This window comes from Streptomyces sp. WAC07094 (genome assembly GCF_036320405.1).
In the GTDB taxonomy this organism is placed as follows: domain Bacteria; phylum Actinomycetota; class Actinomycetes; order Streptomycetales; family Streptomycetaceae; genus Streptomyces; species Streptomyces lannensis.
On the sequence record NZ_JAVMJZ010000001.1, the window covers coordinates 1,184,519 to 1,203,339 of the forward strand.

General features: G+C 71.4%; 18 protein-coding genes. 6 read left to right on the plus strand and 12 right to left on the minus strand.

Features of this window, described 5'->3' with window-relative positions:
- Nucleotides 1-127: 127 nt before the first annotated feature.
- The 9 genes from hpnD to RCR19_RS05360 form a co-directional block, all read right to left on the minus strand.
- Nucleotides 128-1,078 carry a presqualene diphosphate synthase HpnD gene (hpnD, locus tag RCR19_RS05320; protein WP_331264024.1) on the minus strand — a complete coding sequence of 317 codons (951 nt, stop codon included), beginning with the start codon at nucleotides 1,076-1,078 and terminating at the stop codon, nucleotides 128-130.
- Entirely contained in the window at nucleotides 1,075-1,977 is a 903-nt protein-coding gene (hpnC, locus tag RCR19_RS05325) for a squalene synthase HpnC (protein ID WP_331264025.1), read from the minus strand. The genes hpnD and hpnC overlap by 4 nt, the downstream gene beginning before the upstream one ends.
- A gap of 360 nt (nucleotides 1,978-2,337) precedes the next feature.
- Nucleotides 2,338-3,117 carry an ABC transporter ATP-binding protein gene (locus RCR19_RS05330; protein WP_331264026.1) on the minus strand — a complete coding sequence of 260 codons (780 nt, stop codon included), beginning with the start codon at nucleotides 3,115-3,117 and terminating at the stop codon, nucleotides 2,338-2,340.
- The gene (locus RCR19_RS05335) at nucleotides 3,110-4,039 is read right to left on the minus strand and encodes an ABC transporter permease (protein WP_331264027.1); all 930 of its coding nucleotides are present in this window, start codon (nucleotides 4,037-4,039) and stop codon (nucleotides 3,110-3,112) included. The genes RCR19_RS05330 and RCR19_RS05335 overlap by 8 nt, the downstream gene beginning before the upstream one ends.
- A gap of 99 nt (nucleotides 4,040-4,138) precedes the next feature.
- On the minus strand, nucleotides 4,139-5,011 hold the full coding sequence (locus tag RCR19_RS05340; protein ID WP_331269352.1) for a glycosyltransferase: 873 nt from the start codon (nucleotides 5,009-5,011) through the stop codon (nucleotides 4,139-4,141).
- 8 nt (nucleotides 5,012-5,019) lie between these two features.
- The gene (locus RCR19_RS05345; RefSeq protein WP_079050657.1) at nucleotides 5,020-5,799 is read right to left on the minus strand and encodes a CDP-alcohol phosphatidyltransferase family protein; all 780 of its coding nucleotides are present in this window, start codon (nucleotides 5,797-5,799) and stop codon (nucleotides 5,020-5,022) included.
- Nucleotides 5,777-6,838: an iron-containing alcohol dehydrogenase family protein gene (locus RCR19_RS05350; RefSeq protein WP_220290957.1), complete on the minus strand. Its 1,062-nt coding sequence runs from the start codon at nucleotides 6,836-6,838 to the stop codon at nucleotides 5,777-5,779. The genes RCR19_RS05345 and RCR19_RS05350 overlap by 23 nt, the downstream gene beginning before the upstream one ends.
- Nucleotides 6,826-7,578, minus strand: a complete 753-nt coding sequence (locus tag RCR19_RS05355; RefSeq protein ID WP_331264028.1) for a phosphocholine cytidylyltransferase family protein — start codon at nucleotides 7,576-7,578, stop codon at nucleotides 6,826-6,828. The genes RCR19_RS05350 and RCR19_RS05355 overlap by 13 nt, the downstream gene beginning before the upstream one ends.
- On the minus strand, nucleotides 7,575-9,425 hold the full coding sequence (locus RCR19_RS05360) for a DUF5941 domain-containing protein (RefSeq protein WP_331269353.1): 1,851 nt from the start codon (nucleotides 9,423-9,425) through the stop codon (nucleotides 7,575-7,577). The genes RCR19_RS05355 and RCR19_RS05360 overlap by 4 nt, the downstream gene beginning before the upstream one ends.
- A gap of 368 nt (nucleotides 9,426-9,793) precedes the next feature.
- Here RCR19_RS05360 and galE point away from each other — a divergent pair, with 368 nt between their 5' ends.
- Together galE and idi are read left to right on the plus strand one after the other, a co-directional pair.
- Nucleotides 9,794-10,774, plus strand: a complete 981-nt coding sequence (gene galE, locus RCR19_RS05365) for a UDP-glucose 4-epimerase GalE (protein ID WP_331264029.1) — start codon at nucleotides 9,794-9,796, stop codon at nucleotides 10,772-10,774.
- Nucleotides 10,775-11,102: 328 nt separating this feature from the next.
- On the plus strand, nucleotides 11,103-11,696 hold the full coding sequence (idi, locus tag RCR19_RS05370) for an isopentenyl-diphosphate Delta-isomerase (protein WP_331264030.1): 594 nt from the start codon (nucleotides 11,103-11,105) through the stop codon (nucleotides 11,694-11,696).
- 69 nt (nucleotides 11,697-11,765) lie between these two features.
- Here idi and RCR19_RS05375 read toward each other — a convergent pair whose 3' ends face one another.
- Nucleotides 11,766-12,275, minus strand: a complete 510-nt coding sequence (locus RCR19_RS05375) for an ATP-binding protein (protein ID WP_331269354.1) — start codon at nucleotides 12,273-12,275, stop codon at nucleotides 11,766-11,768.
- 267 nt (nucleotides 12,276-12,542) lie between these two features.
- Here RCR19_RS05375 and RCR19_RS05380 point away from each other — a divergent pair, with 267 nt between their 5' ends.
- Complete coding sequence (locus RCR19_RS05380; RefSeq protein ID WP_331264031.1) at nucleotides 12,543-13,292, plus strand: enoyl-CoA hydratase-related protein; 750 nt, start codon at nucleotides 12,543-12,545, stop codon at nucleotides 13,290-13,292.
- Here RCR19_RS05380 and RCR19_RS05385 read toward each other — a convergent pair.
- Nucleotides 13,279-13,914 carry a DJ-1/PfpI family protein gene (locus RCR19_RS05385; protein ID WP_331264032.1) on the minus strand — a complete coding sequence of 212 codons (636 nt, stop codon included), beginning with the start codon at nucleotides 13,912-13,914 and terminating at the stop codon, nucleotides 13,279-13,281. The genes RCR19_RS05380 and RCR19_RS05385 overlap by 14 nt on opposite strands.
- 45 nt (nucleotides 13,915-13,959) lie before the next feature.
- Nucleotides 13,960-14,913 (minus strand): GlxA family transcriptional regulator, encoded by a 954-nt coding sequence (locus RCR19_RS05390; RefSeq protein ID WP_331264033.1) that lies wholly within the window; start codon nucleotides 14,911-14,913, stop codon nucleotides 13,960-13,962.
- A gap of 113 nt (nucleotides 14,914-15,026) precedes the next feature.
- Between RCR19_RS05390 and RCR19_RS05395 the strand changes: the two genes are divergently transcribed.
- From RCR19_RS05395 to RCR19_RS05405, 3 genes are all read left to right on the plus strand, one after another.
- Complete coding sequence (locus RCR19_RS05395) at nucleotides 15,027-15,893, plus strand: hypothetical protein (protein WP_331264034.1); 867 nt, start codon at nucleotides 15,027-15,029, stop codon at nucleotides 15,891-15,893.
- 53 nt (nucleotides 15,894-15,946) lie between these two features.
- Complete coding sequence (locus RCR19_RS05400; protein WP_331264035.1) at nucleotides 15,947-16,084, plus strand: LPFR motif small protein; 138 nt, start codon at nucleotides 15,947-15,949, stop codon at nucleotides 16,082-16,084.
- A gap of 143 nt (nucleotides 16,085-16,227) precedes the next feature.
- The gene (locus tag RCR19_RS05405; protein WP_331264036.1) at nucleotides 16,228-18,639 is read left to right on the plus strand and encodes a Tex family protein; all 2,412 of its coding nucleotides are present in this window, start codon (nucleotides 16,228-16,230) and stop codon (nucleotides 18,637-18,639) included.
- Nucleotides 18,640-18,821: the final 182 nt, after the last annotated feature.

The window sequence follows — 18,821 nt, forward strand, 5'->3', positions numbered from 1 at the left end:
TCCCCTGCCGGTCCGCCGTGGTGCTTGAACCATGCACGGCAGGCCGTCGCAGTCAGGGACGCCGCGCCGCGCCGGAGGGTTGCCTGCCGTTTTTCGGCACCGGCATCACCTTGGAGCGGACTGTCCATCAGGCGCGCCTCCTGACGGTCCGCCGGGACACGTTCCTCGCGTCCAGACCCGACAGGCCGCGCACGGCGACATACGCCTTCTCGCGGCCGGGCAGCGAGACCCGCCCGCGCAGCACGGCCTCGGGCTCGCGCTCGATACGGTCCAGAAGCCGGCGGTAGATGCCTGCCATGGCGGCGACGCAGGCTCCGCTGCGCCGGTCCAGCATCGGCAGCAACCGGTAGCCCTCGGCGAACAGGGCACGGGCCCGGCGTACCTCGAAGTGCACGAGGCCCGCGAAGTCGGACCCCTCGGGCGGGGTCGGCCCGTGGAATCCGGCGGAGCAGCCGAACTTGGCCAGATCGTCGGCCGGCAGATACACCCGCCCGCCCTCCGCGTCCTCGCGGACGTCCCGGAGGATGTTGGTGAGTTGCAGCGCGAGCCCGAGCGTGTCGGCGTATTCCGGCGCTCGCTCAGCGCCGCGCGCCCCCGGCTCGGTGCCGAACACACCCAGGGAGAGCCGTCCGATGGCCCCGGCCACACAACGGCAGTAGACCTTCAGGTCGTCCCAGGTCTCGTAGGTCTCGCCGTGCACGTCCTTGAGGACGCCGTCGATGAGTTCGTCGAGACCGCCGAGCGGGATCGGGAACTGCCGGGCGGCGTGCGTCAGGGCGACGCCGACCGGATCGGTGTCGTCCTCGGCCACCTCGTCGGCACGGATCCGCCCCAGCAGCGCCCTGGTCTCCTCCAGCCGCTCGGCCTTGACGTCCGTCGGGAGCTCGCCGTCCCCGATGTCGTCGACCCGCCGCGAGAACGCGTAGAGCGCGGACATCGCCCGACGCTTGGCCGTCGGCAGGAGCCTGATGCCGTAGGCGAAGTTACGGGCCTGCTGACCGGTCACGGCCTCGCAGTAGCTGTAGGCGGCAAGTACCGGTGGGGACACATGCTGTTCCGACTCCACGGTCCGGATCACCCCTCTCCTCGCAGAGTCACGCCCACCTCGCGCAGCAACCGGAGCTTGCCGGGCTTGGGCGGGCCGGGAAGTACGTCGTATTCGGCGGCGGCGATCGCGCGGATCGCCGCCCTTCCTCCCGCCACGAAGCCTGCGAGCAGCAGCCTCAGCCTGCCGTGGACGCTACCCACCAGGGGGGCGCCTTCATTCAGGAGATCGCGGGCGCGTTCTGCTTCGTACGCAACCAGTGCGCGCACCGATGCGCCCGCTGTGGTCGTGGCGAGATCCCCCTCCTGGACATGGAACCGCTTCATGTCCTCGGCGGGCAGATAGATGCGGTCGCGGCCGAGGTCCTCGGCGACGTCCTGGAGGTGTTCGACGATCTGCAGGGCGGTGCAGATCGCGTCGGAGCGCCGGATGCGCTCGGGGGTGGCGGTGCCGGTGACGCCGAGGACGAGCCGGCCCACCGGGTTGGCGGACAGTTCGCAGTACGCGAGGAGGTCGTCGTAGGTCTCGTACCGGCTGACGACCTGGTCCTGGCGGTTGGCGGCGATCAGACCGAGAAAGGGCTCCGGATCGAGTCCGGCCCGCCGGACCGTGGGCTGGAGGCGGACCAGGATCGGGTGACGCGGCGTCGAGTCGAACACCCGGTGCAGATCGGCCTCGAAGGCGTCCAGCAGAACGAGACGGTCCCCGGCATCCTGGGGCGACACGCCGAGCAGACGGGCGTCCGCCCCGCCGGGGGCCAGATCGCCGTCGCCGATGTCGTCGACGAGCCGGGCGAAACCGTAGACGGCCATCAGATCGGCACGCCAGGCCCTGGGCAGGAAGAAGGGGGCCACGGGGAAGTTCTCGTCCGCGGCTTTCTCGAGGGTGCCGCGCACCGGGTCACCGGCGCGCGCCGTCCCGGCTTGGGTCACCGCTCGCCGCCCGACGTGGAGACGGCACATGCCCCGCGGAGCCGGAGACTTTCCGTAGCCATTGCCGTCACATCTCCCGTTCTACACTGCCGACCCAATACATCCTATTTCGGACACGCCGCCCGGCCGTCCGTGCAGCGCAGCAGGTGTGCGGGCGCAGGGCATTATGGCCCCACTTGCCGCGAATCAGCACCCGTACAGCTTACGTTGTACAACTCAGCGGGGTTCGTCGGGGTGTCCTGCACATCACAACAACACACCGATTGGCACCAAGATTCCTAAACGCAAACAGACTTGGCACATCCTTTGCAGACGCGGGGCCCCGCCGGAACGTTCCGGCGGGGCCCTGGGCAGAACGGGTCACTTGCCGATGAACTTCTCGTACTCCTTGAGGACGTCCTCGGTCGGACCGTCCAGCCTCAGCTCACCGCGTTCGAGCCACAGGACGCGGTCGCAGGTGTCCCGGATGGACTTGTTGTTGTGACTGACCAGAAACACCGTGCCCGCCTCCTTGCGCAACTCCCTGATGCGCTCCTCCGAGCGCATCTGGAACTTGCGGTCACCGGTGGCGAGCGCCTCGTCGATCATGAGGACGTCATGGTCCTTGGCAGCGGCGATGGAGAAGCGCAGCCGCGCCGCCATGCCGGAGGAGTAGGTGCGCATCGGCAGCGTGATGAAGTCGCCCTTCTCGTTGATCCCGGAGAAGTCGACGATCTCCTGGTAGCGGGCCTTGACCTCCTCGCGGGTCATCCCCATCGCGAGGCCGCCGAGGATGACGTTCCGCTCGCCCGTCAGGTCGTTCATCAGCGCCGCGTTCACGCCGAGCAGCGAGGGCTGGCCGTCGGTGTAGACCCTGCCGCGCTCGGCGGGCAGCAGGCCTGCGATGGCCCGCAGCAGGGTGGACTTGCCCGAGCCGTTCGAACCGATCAGCCCGATGGCCTCGCCCCGGTAGGCGACGAACGACACGCCCTTGACCGCGTGCACCTTGCGCACACCGCGCTCCTCGCCGCGCTTGAGGATCCGGCTCAGCGCGGCGGTCGCACTGCCCTTGCCGGTCTTGGCGCCGCTGACGCGGTAGACGATGTGCAGCTCGTCCGCGATGACGGTGGGCACCCTGGCCCCGGTGTTCTGCTCAGCCACGGCCGTACCTCTCCTCCGCCTTCCAGAAGTACACGAACCCGCCCCCGAAGACGACCACGGCCCAGAACAGCGCGACGGCCCAGACGTGCGGTGGAAGGTTCTCCGAGCCGTAGTCCTCGATGAGCGCGAAACGCATCAGGTCCATGTAGACGGCGGCCGGGTTCACCTGGAGCACCCGGATGACCCATTCGGGGCGGCCGGCCAGCATGTGGTGCAGGGAGAACATGACCCCGGAGGTGTACATCCAGGTACGCAGGACGAACGGCATCAGCTGCGCCAGGTCCGGGGTCCCGGCACCCAGCCGGGCCACGATCAGCGCGAGGCCGGTGTTGAAGAGGAACTGCAGCACCAGCACCGGGACGATCAGCAGCCAGGGCAGCCGCGGATAGCTGCCGAACCCCACCACCACCAGGAACATCACGATCATCGAGAACAGCAGCTGCTGGAGCTGCTGCAACGCGAACGAGACGGGCAGCGCGGCTCTGGGGAAGTGCAGGGCGCGCACCAGCCCCAGGTTGCCGGAGATCGCCCGGACCCCGGCCATGATCGAGCTCTGGGTGAAGGTGAAGACGAACACGCCGGTCACCAGGAACGGGATGTAGGTGCCGTGCGGCATGCCGCGGCTGGCCTTCAGGATCAGGCCGAAGATCAGGTAGTAGACGCAGGCGTTCAGCAGCGGGGTGGCGACCTGCCACAGCTGCCCCAGCCTGGCCTGGCTGTACTGGGCGGTGAGCTTCGCCTGGGAGAAGGCGAGGATGAAGTGACGCCGCCCCCACAGCCGCCGGACGTACTCGACGAGTCCGGGCCGGGCCCCGCTGACCGAGAGTCCGTACTTGGCGGCCAGCTCGGTCGCGGTCAGCCCGTCGTCGGACGACTGGTGGGCACTCACCGCCACGTCGCCGTCACGCGTTGTCTCACTCACAGATCGGCAAACTCTCGTTCGAGGGATGCGCGGCCGTGCCGCGCACGGGTGGGAACCGGGGTCAGGTACCCGCCCGCTGCATTCCTTCCCTCGAGCTTGTCAGATCACTGGGGGCCGGCCCAGTCGTGTGAGGAGCCACACGGTGCGCCACTTGATGCGCCGCCGGGGGCCGCACGGAGTCGTCCAGCCCTCCCTGAACCCGCCGAACCAGGCCTGGAGGGCCGCTCGCGAGGGGCGCCGCAGCAGCGTCAGGAGCAGCCAGACGCCCAGATAGGCGGGGATGAGGACGACGGGCAGATTGCGCCGGGCCAGCCAGACCCGGTTGCGGGCGACCATGCGGTGGTAGATCGCGTGCCGGGAGGGGGCGGTCGTGGGGTGGTACAGCACCATGTCCGACCGGTAGTCGATCATCCAGCCCGCGTCCAGGGCCCGCCAGGCCAGGTCCGTCTCCTCGTGGGCGTAGAAGAACGCGTCCGGCAGAGCGCCCACCTCGGCGAACACCTTCGTACGGACGGCGTTGGCCCCGCCCAGGAAGGTGGTGACCCGGGAGGAGCGCATCGGGTCCGAGGCGCGCAGTCGCGGTACGTGCCGCCGCTGGGTCTCGCCGGTGTCGGGGTCGGCGATGCGGAAGCTGACGATCCCGAGCCGGGGGTCCGCCGCGAAGGCCAGCCGGCACAGCTCGGCGGTGTCGTTCGAGGCGAGCAGGCCGTCGTCGTCCAGGAAGAGCAGCACGTCCACATCGCTGCCGCCGGGCCCGAAGGCCTCGATGCCCACGTTGCGGCCGCCGGGGATGCCGAGGTTCTCGGGCAGCTCGACCGTGCGGACGCCGTCGGGGACGTCCGGCACGGGCGAGCCGTTGCCGACCACGACGACCTCGACGGGGTCGCCGTCCTGTTTGGCCACCGAGTCCAGGAGGGCCCGGAGCTCGGCCGGCCGGTTGCCCATCGTGATGATGACGGCCCCGACCCTTATGGCGCCGCTCACTTCAGCCTGCTGGAGGCGAGGATGGACACCAGGTGCAGGACCGTCTGCAGCAGCGCGATGCCCGCCAGCACCGCCACGCCGAGCCGGGAGAAGAACAGGTCGCCCCGGACCTCGTCCACCACGGCCAGGACCAGGATCAGCAAGGACGCCTCGATACCCAGGACCAGGCGGTGGAACTTCAGCGCCCCGGCCGCCCTGCGGGCCAGCGCCATGCCGGACGAGCGGAGCTCGGACGCCGCCTCCTTGACCGGCGGCAGACCGCCCTGGTGCCGGGCGACCCCGACCAGGTCGGTCTCGGCCTTGATCAGGACGGCGCCGAGCGCTGCGAGCGTACCCAGGAAGGCCCACAGCCAGTCGATCCGCCCGGAGCCGAACAGATCGGCGGCGCGCAGGCCGAAGCCGACCAGCACGGCGGCGTCGCACAGATACGCGCCGACCCGGTCCAGGTACACCCCGCCGAGCGAGAACTGCTTCTTCCAGCGCGCGATCTCACCGTCGACGCAGTCGAGGAGCAGGTAGAGCTGGACCATCACCACACCGAGCACCGCTCCCGCCACACCCGGCACCAGCAGGGCCGGGGCGGCGAGGACGCCGAAGACCGTCATCAGGTAGGTCAGCTGGTTGGGCGTGACCCTGGTGTTCACCAGGTAGCGGTCGACGCGCAGCGAGATCTCCCGCATGTAGAGGCGTCCCGCCCAGTGCTCACCGCTGCGCCGGTCCTTCACCCCAGCCGGGTGGACGACGGGGCGGAGTTCAGCTACCGATGGCCTTGACATAGTCGGCGTAGGTGTCCTTGATCTGGTCGGTCTTCAGGTCGAGGTGTTCGAGGATCGTGTAGCGGCCGGGCCTGGTCTGCGGGGCGAACTCCACGGCCTGGACGAACTCGTCCACCGTGAAGCCGATCTCCTCCGGCAGCACGGGCAGACCGTGCCGGCGGAGCACCCGGGCCATGTAGGCCGATTCCTCATGGGCTCCGCGCAGGTACATCGCGAAGGCGGCGCCCAGCCCGCACTGCTCTCCGTGCGCGGCCGCGCGCTTGGGGAACAGCAGGTCGAATGCGTGGTTGATCTCGTGGCACGCGCCGGAGGACGGCCGGGAGTCGCCGGAGACGGACATGGCGATACCGCTGAGGACCAGCGCCTCGGCCAGCACCTGCAGGAAGTCGTTGTCGCCGATGCCCCCCGGGTGGCGCAGCACCGCCTCACCGGCCTGCCGGGCCATCGCCGCGGCGAGGCCGTCGATCTTCTCGCCGTTGACGCGGTTGGCCAGCTCCCAGTCCGCGATCGCCGAGATGTTGGACACGGCGTCGCCGATGCCCGCGCGCACGAAACGCGCCGGGGCCTCGCGGATGACGTCCAGGTCGATGACGACGGCGATCGGGTTCGGCACGCCGTACGAGCCGCGGCCCGCGTCGTTGTCGAGGGTCGCCACCGGGGAGCACAGTCCGTCGTGTGCGAGGTTGGTGGGCACCGCGACCAGCGGCAGGCCGACCCGCGCGGCGGCGAACTTGGCGCAGTCGATGATCTTGCCGCCGCCCAGGCCCACCAGCGCGTCGTAGTGGCCGGCCTTCATGTCGCCGGCCAGCCTGACGGCGTCGTCGAGCGTGCCGCCGTCGACCTCGTACCAGGTGGCACCGGGCAGGCTGGGGGCCAGCCGCTCGCGCAGCCGCGCGCCCGAGCCGTCGCTCACCGCCACGGCCAGCTTGCCCGAGTGCGAGATGCGCTCGTCCGCGAGCACGTTCGCCAGGTCGTCCAGGGCACCGGGGCGGATGTCGACGACGACCGGCGAGGGAATGAGCCTCGTCAGTACCGGCACGCGATCTCCCGTCCCCTGGCCAGGTCGTCGTGGTTGTCGATCTCGACCCACGGGACGTCCCCGATCGGCGCGACGTCGATCCGGAAGCCGCGGTTCACGAGCTCCTGGTAGCCGTGCTCGTAGAACTGCTGGGGATCGCTCTCCCACACCGTCCTCAGTGCGTCGGCCAGCTCCGGGGCGGCCTCGCCCTCGATGAGCGTGACACCGATGTACTCGCCGGTCGCCTCGGCGGGCTCCATGAGCTTGGTGATCTTCTGGACGCCCTTGCCGGGGTCCACGACGACCTTCATCTCCTCGTCGGCGAGCTTCTTCACCGTGTCCACGGCGAGGATGATCTTCTTGCCGTCCCCGCGGGCGGCCAGCAGCGTGCGCTCGACGGAGACCGGGTGCACGGTGTCGCCGTTGGCGAGGATCACACCGTCCCGGAGGGCGTCACGGCCGCACCACAGGGAGTAGGCGTTGTTCCAGTCCTCGGCCCGGTCGTTGTCGATGAGGGTGAGCTCGAGGCCGTAACGGCGCTCGAGGGCCTCCTTGCGCTCGTACACGGCCTCCTTGCGGTAGCCGACGATGATCGCGGCCTCGGTCAGACCGATCTCGGCGAAGTTGGCGAGGGTGAGGTCGAGGACCGTGGGTCCGTCCTCTATGCCCGCGGGCCCCACCGGCACCAGAGCCTTGGGCAGGCTGTCGGTGTAGGGGCGCAGACGCCGTCCGGCGCCGGCCGCCAGCACGAGGCCGATCATGCGGGTTCTCCTTCATCGTGTACGGCGGGCGCGCCGCCCTTGTGGGCGGACACCCAGAAGCGGATGCTCTCGACGAGCACCAGCAGGGCCACGTAGCCGGCGAGAGCCGTGAGCGCGAGCGTGAACCCGTCCGCGGCGAGTACCGCGGCCAGGACCGTGACCAGCAGCGTCCGCCCTTCGTGCCCCCCGATCGCGCGCACCAGCCAGTGCGGCGGCGCGCCGGCGTCGCCGCGGATGCGGTACACCGTGTCGTAGTGATGGTAGGCGACCGCCGCCACCAGTCCGAAAGCTGCCGGAAGTGCTCCGTTCACCTTGGATTCGGCGGCCAGCACCAGCACGGTGATGTATTCGGCGGCGCGGAAGAGGGGCGGGATCAGCCAGTCCAGGGCGCCCTTGAGCGGCTTGGACAGGGCCGGACCGGAGGTCGCGGCGTAGACGACGGCTCCGGCGACGGCGGCCCAGTGGTTGCCCGTGAGGAGGGCCGCCCCGAGGGCCACGAGCCCGATCGCGGCGAGCAGCACGGGCGAGCCGAGGCGGATCCGCGGGTTCCTTTCGCGCCACCCGGCCACGGCCCCGGCGAGCGGACCGTTGTCCGCCAGGTCGGCGAGCGCCTGTGCCGCCCGGTCGGTGCGCCGGGCCCTGCGCGTGAGGGAGCGCAGCACACGGCCCGCCGTGGTGTAGGTGGCGGCGAAGGCGCAGCCGACGAGCAGGGCGTAGAACGTGATGCGGGGCGTGGTCGCCGCCGTGAGGACGGCGATCATGGCCCAGCGTTCACCGATCGGCAGAACGATCATCCGGCGCACCCAGACGGTCCAGCCGACGCTGTCGAGCCGGTCGGAGAGGGCCGCGGTGGGGCTCGTGTTGGCGGTCGCGTCGTGGTTGGCCTCGTTGAACGCGAAGTCGACGACGTGCCGGCACGTCTGGAGGATCATCGCCCCGAGGGCGAGCGCCCAGACGTCGTCGCCGCCACGGGCGGCACCGAGGGCGAGTCCCGCGTAGTAGGCGTACTCCTTCGCACGGTCGAAGGTGGCGTCCAACCAGGCGCCGAGCGTGGAGTACTGCAGCGAGTAGCGGGCGAGCTGGCCGTCGGTGCAGTCGAGCACGAAGGAGAAGATCAGCAGGACGCCCGCGGCGACGAAGCCGCCGCGCGTCCCGGTGGCCGCGCAGCCCGCCGCGATCAGAGCGGTCAGCAGGGAGGCCGTCGTGACCTGGTTCGGGGTGAGACCGCGCTGGGCGCACCAGCGGGCGATGTAACGCGAGTACGGGCTGATGAAGTGCGTGGTGAAGAAGCCGTCACGGGCCTTGACGGCGCTGCGCAGGCGCACGGCCTCGTCGTCGACCGCCGCGACCGCCTGGCGGGCCTCGTTGCGGGACTGGGGGTCGGCGGGGACGGCGGCGACCAGCGTGCCGAGCTCGGGGCGGTGGACGGTGACGTCGTCGGCGCCGAGGGCCGAGGTGATGCGCTCCGTGAGGCTGCCGGTGAGGGTCGCGGCATCCGTCTGTTCGGACGCGGCCGGCGGCCGGGCGGGCACGCTGCCTATCGCGGCGGAGTTCTCTCGGGCCAGGGCCCGCGTCAGCGCCTGGCGGGCGGCGGGCTGGACCGTGACCGCGCCGGGCACCGCGGCGGCCGGGAAGCGGGGGTCGGTGAGTCCGAGGCGCAGCGCGTGCAGATGGCCCACGAACCGGGCGTCGACGATGGCGACCCGCTGGGTCGCCGGTACGGCGGCGAGGAGTGTCTCGGCGTCACCGGCGTCGGCGGCGACCCGCACGTCGAAGCCGAGGGACCGCAGATCGCCCTCGAGCGACGATCCGGGGACCGGCTGACCGGTGAGGATGGCGGTCGACAGACGAACTCACTCCCTGGGGTCCGGCACCCGCGGGCGTCGGACATGTGTGTGGTGTGGGACACCCGGGGCAGGGGCCGGGCGGCATGTCGGCAGAGGCTATCGGATGCCTGGAAGCCGGTGTTCACCGGCCGTTCATGGGCCGATCAACCCGGTCTGCATCGCCACCGCCGCGATCATCATCAGGGATCGGGTGTACGCGTCACAAACCATGACCCCATAACCACACGATCCCGGCATCCCGCTCGCCGGACTCTGCGATATTCGCCCCATTGCACACGGAACGGGAGCTTCCACTCCGCTGAGGAGAAGCCCTCCACCGCGGTCCCTACCGGGAGCCCGTTCGTCCGACGGGCATAGGGTGAGGGGCCATGACATGGCTGATCACCGGCGGGGCCGGATACATCGGGGCGCATGTGGCACGGGCGATGGCCGCGGACGGTGAGCGTGTGCTCGTCCTGGACGACCTCTCGGCCGGCGTGCCGGGGCGTCTCCCGGAGGACATTCCCCTAGTGCAGGGCTCCGCGCTGGACGGTGAGCTGCTGAAGCGCGTCCTCGCCGAGCACGCGGTGACCGGTGTGGTCCATCTCGCCGCGCACAAGCAGGTCGGCGAGTCCGTGGCCGACCCGGTCCGCTACTACCAGGAGAACGTGGGCGGTCTGGCGACGCTGCTGGGCGCGGTGGCCGGGGCGGGGATCGAGCGGTTCCTGTTCTCCTCGTCCGCCGCCGTCTACGGCAACCCCGATGTGAACCTCATCTCGGAGGACACCCCCTGCGCCCCGATGAGCCCGTACGGCGAGACGAAGCTCGCCGGCGAGTGGCTGGTGCGGGCCGCGGGCCGGGCGCACGGCATCGCGACCGTGTGCCTGCGGTACTTCAACGTGGCGGGCGCCGCCGACCCCGAGCTGGCCGACACCGGTGTCTTCAACGTGGTGCCGATGGTCTTCGACCGGCTCACCCGGGGCGAGGCCCCGCGGGTCTTCGGCGACGACTACCCGACCCCTGACGGCACCTGTGTACGCGACTACATCCACGTCGCGGACCTCGCCGACGCGCACCTCACCGCGGCCAAGCGGCTCGCCGCCGGTGCGACCGGTGATCTGACCGTGAACATCGGGCGCGGCGAGGGCGTGTCGGTGCGTGAACTCGTGGACCTCATCGGCGAGGTGACCGGGGACCTGACGCCCGCGGTCGTCGAGCCGCGCCGTCCCGGTGACGCCCCCCGTGCGGTCGCCTCGGCCGCGCTGGCCGAGCGGGAGCTGGGCTGGACCGCCCGGCGCGGGGTGCGCGAGATGGTGGAGTCGGCGTGGCGCGGCTGGCTGCTGCACCACCCGGAGGCGCGCCGCGACTGAGCGGGGCACCCGCACAGTGCGCGCCGTGCCGGTGCGCTCCCGTCCGCGGGGGCGCCGGCACGACCCGTGCGGGTGATGCGGGAGCGGGCCCGAGCACGCCCGCATCCGGACGGTGTCCGTCCGGGGAGCACCGCCCCGTTGGGGCGGTTCCCCCTCCCGGGGAGCGGACACGATCAGGTGTCCTGCCGCTCACGGCGTCCGTTCCGAAGGGAGTCGTACGGCCCCGTGCGGACGGCTGCGGCGGGACATGCGGGGGGGGCACAAAGTGCCGGGAGTGCCGGATTCGTACGGCAGACTTGGGGCTGGACAACCAATGCGAAGGATGGGTATGCCGATCACACCTGCCAGCGCGACGCACCGTTCCTCGAACGGCACCGCCGAGGCGATCTTGCTGGAGCTCGTCGACGAGAACGGCACCACGATCGGCACGGCGGAGAAGCTCGCCGCCCACCAACCGCCGGGCCGGCTCCACCGGGCCTTCTCGGTGTTCCTCTTCGACGAGCAGGGGCGGCTGCTGCTCCAGCAGCGGGCGCTGGGCAAGTACCACTCCCCCGGTGTCTGGTCGAACACCTGCTGCGGTCACCCCTACCCCGGCGAGGCGCCCTTCGCGGCAGCCGCCCGGCGGACCTTCGAGGAGCTCGGCGTCTCCCCGTCCCTGATGGCGCAGGCGGGCACGGTCCGCTACCACCACCCGGACCCGGACTCGGGCCTGGTGGAGCAGGAATACAACCACCTGTTCGTCGGTCTGGTGCAGTCCCCCCTGGACCCGGACCCGGAAGAGGTGGGGGCAACGGCGTTCGTCACCGCCGGGGAACTGGCGGAGCGGCACGCCAAGGACACGTTCTCGTCGTGGTTCATGACGGTCCTGGACGCTGCGCGTCCGGCGATCAGGGAGCTGACGCAGCCGTCCGCCGGCTGGTGACCGCACCGGTCCGTCCGGCAGCGCCGGCCGCCGGACGGACTCATCCGGTCGGCGCCCTGCGGCGCGTCCTCACACGAATCCCGGGTGCTTGAGCGGCAGGGCGGCCCAGATCACCTTGCCGCCGCTCGCCGTGTGCTCGACGTCGCACACCCCGCCCGACTCCCTGGTGATCTCCCGGACCAGGAGCAGCCCCCGGCCGCCCGTCCGGCCGTGATCGGTCTCCAGGGCGCTCGGCCGGTAGGGATGCTCGTCCTCCACCGACACCCGCACCCACTCGGGGCCGACGGCGACCTCCACGGCGAGCGTCGGCGACAGCAGCGCCGCATGCCGTACCGCGTTGGTGACCAGTTCGGACACGATCAACAACAACGCCTGCACCGTGTCGTCCGACGCGGGCACTCCCTGACGGGCGAGCAGATCTCGAACGGCGTGCCGCGCCTGCGGCACCGAGGCGTCCACCGCGGCTGCGGTGAACCGCCACACCCCCTCGTACGGCAGCGGTCCCGGTGCTGCGCGACCGTCCGGCGCGATTCCCCCGCCTTCAGGGCGCGGGCCAGACCCTCGCCCTCGGTTCTCCATCGTCCGGTCGCCACCCTTGCGCTCGATTGTCACCACACGTCGAGTGTTGGGAATGCGCTGGTCCGTCCCGAATGACTGAACAGAAGTCAGCGGTTATCGACGACAAATGACCGTTGCCGCATGACACGGTCGACCGAGTGACCGGTCCTGTCCTCGTTGCCACCGACTTCCGAACTCTTCGGGTTGTACGGGTTCCACCCCGCCCTCCCGTCGGTGTGCGAGGCCTTCCCGATCGCACGTCGGGCAGCTGCGGATAGCATCCGGCGTATGGAGCCGCAGCTGCTGCACCGCGTCAGCGACGGGGTCGCGACCGTCGTCATCCACCACCCGGCCAAGCGGAACGCCATGACGGCCGGTATGTGGGAGGCGCTGCCCCCGCTCCTCGACGCGATGGCCGCCGATCCGGCCGTCCGGGTGCTGGTGCTCACCGGCGAGGGCGGGACGTTCTGCGCCGGCGCCGACATCTCGACGCTGCGGGGCTCGCCGCAGCAGGCGCAGACGCTGGCCGTGCTGGCCGAGGAGGCGCTGGCCGCGTTCCCGAAGCCCACCCTCGCGGCGATCCGCGGGCACTGCGTGGGCGGCGGGTCGCAGCTCGCGGCGGCCTGCGATCTGCGGTTCGCCGAGGAGGGCGCGTTGTTCGGTGTGACGCCGGCGAAGCTGGGGATCGTCTATCCGGCCTCCTCCACCCGCCGGCTGGTGTCGCTGGTCGGCCCCGGCACGGCCAAGTACCTCCTGTTCTCCGGCGAGTTGATCGACGCGGCGCGGGCGTTGCGCACCGGTCTGCTGGACGAGGTGCAGGCCGAGGGCGAACTCGGCAAGCGCGTCGCCGAGTTCACCCGCGTGCTGGCGTCCCGCTCGCAGTTGACGCAGGCCGCGGCCAAGGAGTTCGCGAACGGCCGCACGGACCGGGACGCCCACTGGGCCGACCAGGCACGCGGCAGCGGCGACACCGCGGAGGGCGTCGCCGCGTTCCTGGAGCGCAGAGTGCCGCGGTTCACCTGGACTACGTCAGGATGAAGCGGCTCTCCGCGCGGAACTTCTCCACGAGGTGCGCGGGCGCCTTGTGCGGGGACCCCGCGTCGTAGGGCGGCTGCGGGTCGTACTCGGTCAGCAGCTGCACGGCCTGGGCGTGCTCGTCACCCGCGATACGGCCGAGCAGGGTGAGCCCCATGTCGATGCCGGAGGAGACGCCGGCGGCGGTGACGTACTTGCCGTCGAACACGACACGCTCTCCCGTGGGTTGCGCACCGAACCCTCCGAGGGCGTCCAGGGCCAGCCAGTGCGAGGTGGCGCGGCGCCCCTGGAGGAGCCCGGCGGCGGCGAGCAGCAGCGAGCCGGTGCACACGGACGTCGTCCAGGTGCTGGTGGCATCGGCGGAGCGCAACCAGCCGAGCAGTGTCTCGTTCTCCATCTGCGCGGTCTGACCGGGTCCGCCCGGGACGACCACGACGTCCGGGGCGGGCACCTCCTCCAGGGTCCTGTCGGCGGTGAGGGCGAGCGCTCCGGTGTCGCTGCGCACGGGCCCGGTCCGCTCGGCGACGAAGACGGTCTCCGCGTCGGGGAGCCTGCCGAGGGTCTCGTACGGGCCCACGGCGTCGAGGGCGGTGAACCGGTCGTAAAGGACGATGGCGATCTGCATGTGCATCCCTTCGGTCTCGATGGGTGATCGTGCGGTCGGAGGCGGTCAGAGGGCGGGCGCCGGACGGAAGCGGCGCCGGTACTCCGCCGGGGCGGCGCCGAGGGCCTTCACAAAGGCGCGGCGCATGGCCTCGGGAGTGCCGTAGCCGCTGGCCCGGGAGATCTCCTCGACGCCGTCCGCGGTGTCCTCCAGGAGCCGTCGGGCGTGCTCCAGGCGGACCCGGTCGACGAAGCGGCCCGGTGTCGTCCCGGTCTCGGCCCGGAAGGCACGGGCGAAGTGGCGGGGCGAGAGCCGGGCGCGGGCGGCGAGCGACTCGACGCAGAGGTCGTCCCCCGGGTGCTCGGTGATCCACTGCTGGACCTCGCGCAGTGGTTCGCGCCGGGCGGTCTGGGCGGCGAGCTGGGCGCTGAACTGGGACTGGTTTCCGGGGCGGCGCAGGAAGACGACGAGGTGGCGGGCGATGTTCAGTGCGGTCTCGCGCCCCAGGTCCTCCTCGACGAGTGCGAGAGCGAGGTCGATGCCCGACGTGACGCCGGCCGAGGTGGACACATGCCCGTCGCGCACATAGATGGGGTCGGGGTCGATGTCGATCTCCGGATGATGGCGCGCCAGGGTGTCGCAGTACGCCCAGTGGGTGGTCGCACGGCGGCCGTCCAGAAGGCCCGCGCGGGCGAGGAGGATCGCCCCGGTGCAGACGGAGACCAGGCGGCCGACGACCCGGCCGTGCTCGCGCAGCCAGTCCACCAGGCGCGGGTCGGGGCTCCGGGTGCCCCGGCCGCCGGGGACGAGCAGAATGTCCGGAACGGGCGCGTCGGCGAGTGCGAGGTCGGGAACGAGCGTCAGGCCGCTCGAGGAGCGGACGGGGGCACCGTCCAGGGAGGCGGTGACGAGGCGGTAGGTCCCGGGGCAGCAGGCCTCCGCTCCCGCGAAGACCTCCACCGGCCCGGTGACGTCGAGGCTCTGCACCTCGTCGAAGAGGACGACAAGCAGGGTGCGCATGGCACCGATTCTTGACGGACGGCGGGATGGCCGCAACGACGGGCAACCCACCTTTCCTGCCATCGTCCGTGCGGCCGTTCCCTGCGTACCGACCAGTCGGTAACGTACGGGGCATGACGATTCCCCTGCCCGAGCGCGCTGGGCGGCGCTGCCACAACCTGATCAACCCGCTGCACTCGACGCACTACTTCTCACCGGATCTGGAACGGGAACTGACCGCAGTGGGGATCGAGGACCGCAGGGCCGCCTACTTCGCGGTGCGCGCCGCCGCGATGGGACCGGTCGGCGCGGGCGTCGTGACGGCGACGTTCTACAACTTCCGGCCCGAGACGGTGGCACGGCATGTGCCCGCCGTCTGGGAGACCGCGCCCGCCCCCGTGGTCCTCGCGGCACGCACGCGTGCCGTCGACACGACGCTGCGGCGGCTGCTCGGCGAGGAGGCCGTCGCCTCCGAGGAGATGGCCGAGGCCGCGGAGCTCGCGCTGCGCGCGGCACAGGCGTGCACCCCGCAGGCACGCCCGCTGTACGCCGCGCACGCCGCACTTCCCGTGCCCGACGCACCTCATCTGGCTTTCTGGCACGCGGCCACACTGCTGCGCGAACACCGTGGCGACGGTCATCTCGCGGTGCTGCTGGACGCCGGGCTCGGCCCGCTCGAGGCGTTGGTGACGCACACCGCCACGGGCAAGGGCATGGCGCCGAAGTGGGCGCTGGCCACCCGGGGCTGGAGCAGGGAGGACTGGGATGCCGCATCCGGCCGGCTGCGCGAGCGCGGGCTGCTCGACGCGGACGGCGGGTTGACCGCGCAGGGCACCGCGCTGCGCAAGGAGATCGAGGTGGAGACCGACCGTCTCGACCGCGCTCCCTACGAGCACCTCGGTGCCGCGGGTGTCGAACGCCTCACGGGCCTGGCCGGGGATTTCCTCGCCAGGGCGTTCGCGGCGGGAGCCTTTCCCCCGGACATGATCGGCAAGGGATGAGGTACCCGGACCTCGTCCCGGCGGACACGCCGGGACGAGGAAAGGGGAACGACGTGTTCCATGCGATCGCGGATGCACTGCGCCGGATCGGCGGCGCGCTCGGCACTCTGGTGGCCCTGCCCTTCAGGGCTCTGGCCAGGCTCTTCGGCGCGGCGTCCGGCCCGGGGCGAGGCGGCGCCCGCCGGGCCTGAGCGGCCGGTCGCACGCGGCGGCGGGGCCGCGGCGGCCGCCTTGGGCGACCCGGAACCGCCAGGGCCCCCGCCCTGATCCCCTGTTGCCCGTGCGACCTGCCACAATTGCCGCGCAACCTCAGTGGAGAAGGCGGTACGGGATCGTGACGACACCCCTCGTAGGGTCCATCGAAGGCAGGATCGCCGAGGAGCTCGGCGTACGGGAGCGGCAGGTGAAGGCCGCGGTCGAGCTGCTCGACGGCGGTTCGACGGTGCCCTTCATCGCCCGCTACCGCAAGGAAGCGACCGAGATGCTCGACGACGCGCAGCTGCGCACGCTCGAGGAGCGGCTGCGCTATCTGCGGGAGTTGGAGGAGCGGCGCACGGCGATCCTGGAGTCGGTGCGCGAGCAGGGCAAGCTCACCGAAGAGCTGGAGGCCCAGATCCGGGGCGCCGAGACGAAGGCGCGCCTGGAGGACATCTACCTGCCGTTCAAGCCGAAGCGGCGCACCAAGGCGCAGATCGCGCGTGAGGCGGGTCTGGAACCGCTGGCCGAAGGGCTGCTGGGCGACCCGGGGGTCGAGCCGCTCGCCGCGGCCGCCGCCTTCGTCGACGCCGACAAGGGGGTGGCCGATGCCCAGGCCGCGCTCGACGGCGCGCGGGCGATCCTCACCGAGCGGTTCTCCGAGGACGCCGACCTGATCGGCGAACTGCGCGAGCGGATGTGGGTTCGCGGGCGCCTGGCCGCCAAGGTTCGGGAAGGCAAGGAGGAGGCGGGCGCCAAGTTCGCCGACTACTTCGACTTCGCGGAGCCGTTCACCGAGCTGCCCTCGCACCGCATCCTCGCGATGCTCCGCGGCGAGAAGGAGGAAGTCCTCGACCTCGTCCTGGAACCGGAGGAGGCGACGGAGGGGCCGTCCTCGTACGAGGGCATCGTGGCGAACCGGTTCGGGATCGCCGACCGCGGCCGGCCCGCCGACAAGTGGCTGACGGACACGGTCCGCTGGGCCTGGCGCACCCGTGTCCTCGTGCACCTGGGCATCGACCTGCGCCTCAGGCTGCGCACGGCCGCCGAGGACGAGGCGGTGGCGGTCTTCGCGGCGAACCTGCGCGACCTGCTGCTCGCCGCCCCGGCCGGCACGCGCGCGACGCTGGGCCTGGACCCCGGATTCCGTACGGGTGTCAAGGTGGCCGTGGTGGACGCGACGGGCAAGGTCGTCGCGACGGACGTCATCTACCCGCACGTACCGGCCAACAAGTGGGACGAGGCGATCGCCAAGCTGGCACGGCTGGCGAAGGAGCACGCGGTCGAACTGGTCGCGATCGGCAACGGCACCGCGTCCCGTGAGACGGACAAGCTCGCCGGCGAACTCATCACCAAGCACCCGGAGCTGAAGCTCACCAAGGTCATGGTGTCCGAGGCGGGCGCGTCGGTGTACTCGGCCTCCGCCTTCGCCTCCCAGGAACTGCCGGACATGGACGTGTCGCTGCGCGGTGCGGTCTCCATCGCCCGCCGCCTGCAGGACCCGCTGGCCGAGCTGGTGAAGATCGACCCGAAGTCCATCGGCGTCGGCCAGTACCAGCACGACCTGTCCGAGGTGAAGCTGTCGCGTTCGCTGGACGCGGTGGTCGAGGACTGTGTGAACGGCGTGGGCGTGGACGTCAACACGGCCTCGGCTCCGCTGCTCGCCCGGGTGTCCGGCATCTCCTCCGGACTCGCGGAGAACATCGTCGCCCACCGCGACTCCAACGGGCCGTTCAGCTCGCGCTCGCAGCTGAAGGGCGTGGCGCGGCTCGGCCCCAAGGCGTACGAGCAGTGCGCCGGCTTCCTGCGGATCCGCGGCGGTGACGATCCGCTGGACGCCTCCAGCGTGCACCCGGAGGCCTATCCGGTCGTCCGCGCCATGGTGAAGACCGCGGGCCGGGAAGTGGCCTCGCTGATCGGCAACACGGGTGTGCTGCGCTCGCTGAAGCCGTCCGAGTTCGTGGACGAGACGTTCGGTCTGCCGACCGTCACCGACATCCTCAAGGAGTTGGAGAAGCCGGGACGCGACCCACGGCCCGCCTTCAAGACGGCCACTTTCAAGGAGGGCGTCGAGAAGATCTCCGACCTGTCCTCCGGGATGGTCCTGGAGGGTGTCGTCACGAATGTCGCGGCCTTCGGCGCCTTCGTGGACATCGGCGTTCACCAGGACGGCCTCGTGCACGTCTCGGCGATGTCGAAGACGTTCGTCAAGGACCCGCGGGACGTGGTGAAGCCGGGCGACATCGTCAAGGTGAAGGTCCTGGACGTCGACATCCCGCGGAAGCGGATCTCGCTGACGCTGCGTCTGGACGACGAGGCCGTCCCGGAGCAGAACGACGGTGGCGGCGGTCGCCAGCAGCGCGGCGGGCGTGCACCGCAGCAGCGCCAGCCCCGCCAGGGCGGTGGTTCCCGGCAGGGCGGTGGTTCCCGGCAGGGCGGTGGTTCCCGCCAGGGCGGCGGTTCCCGGCAGGCGCCCCCGCCGGCCAACAGTGCGATGGCCGACGCCCTGCGTCGCGCGGGTCTCCTCGACCCGAAGAACGGCCGCCGCTGAGGCACAGGGCCCCGACCTCCCGCGAACCGCGGGGGCCGGGGCCCTCGTTGCGCCTTCGCACGGTCGAAGACGTGCGTGCCGTCGGCGCGTTCGTCACGGCCCGGCCCATGACCGGGCCGGATCACACGGACGCCGCCGGCACACGGGGCACGTCGTCACCGCCCGGGTGATCGTCGGCCGGA

Coding starts and splice junctions, on each gene's coding strand:
- RCR19_RS05380 (WP_331264031.1), top strand. CDS start 12,543: ATGGAGCCGCAGCTGCTGCACCGCGTCAGCGACGGGGTCGCGACCGTC.
- RCR19_RS05395 (WP_331264034.1), top strand. CDS start 15,027: ATGACGATTCCCCTGCCCGAGCGCGCTGGGCGGCGCTGCCACAACCTG.
- idi (WP_331264030.1), top strand. CDS start 11,103: ATGCCGATCACACCTGCCAGCGCGACGCACCGTTCCTCGAACGGCACC.
- RCR19_RS05390 (WP_331264033.1), bottom strand. CDS start 14,913: ATGCGCACCCTGCTTGTCGTCCTCTTCGACGAGGTGCAGAGCCTCGAC.
- RCR19_RS05375 (WP_331269354.1), bottom strand. CDS start 12,275: ATGGAGAACCGAGGGCGAGGGTCTGGCCCGCGCCCTGAAGGCGGGGGA.
- RCR19_RS05355 (WP_331264028.1), bottom strand. CDS start 7,578: ATGATCGGCCTCGTGCTGGCGGCCGGCGCCGGACGGCGTCTGCGCCCC.
- galE (WP_331264029.1), top strand. CDS start 9,794: ATGACATGGCTGATCACCGGCGGGGCCGGATACATCGGGGCGCATGTG.
- RCR19_RS05385 (WP_331264032.1), bottom strand. CDS start 13,914: ATGCAGATCGCCATCGTCCTTTACGACCGGTTCACCGCCCTCGACGCC.
- RCR19_RS05345 (WP_079050657.1), bottom strand. CDS start 5,799: ATGTCAAGGCCATCGGTAGCTGAACTCCGCCCCGTCGTCCACCCGGCT.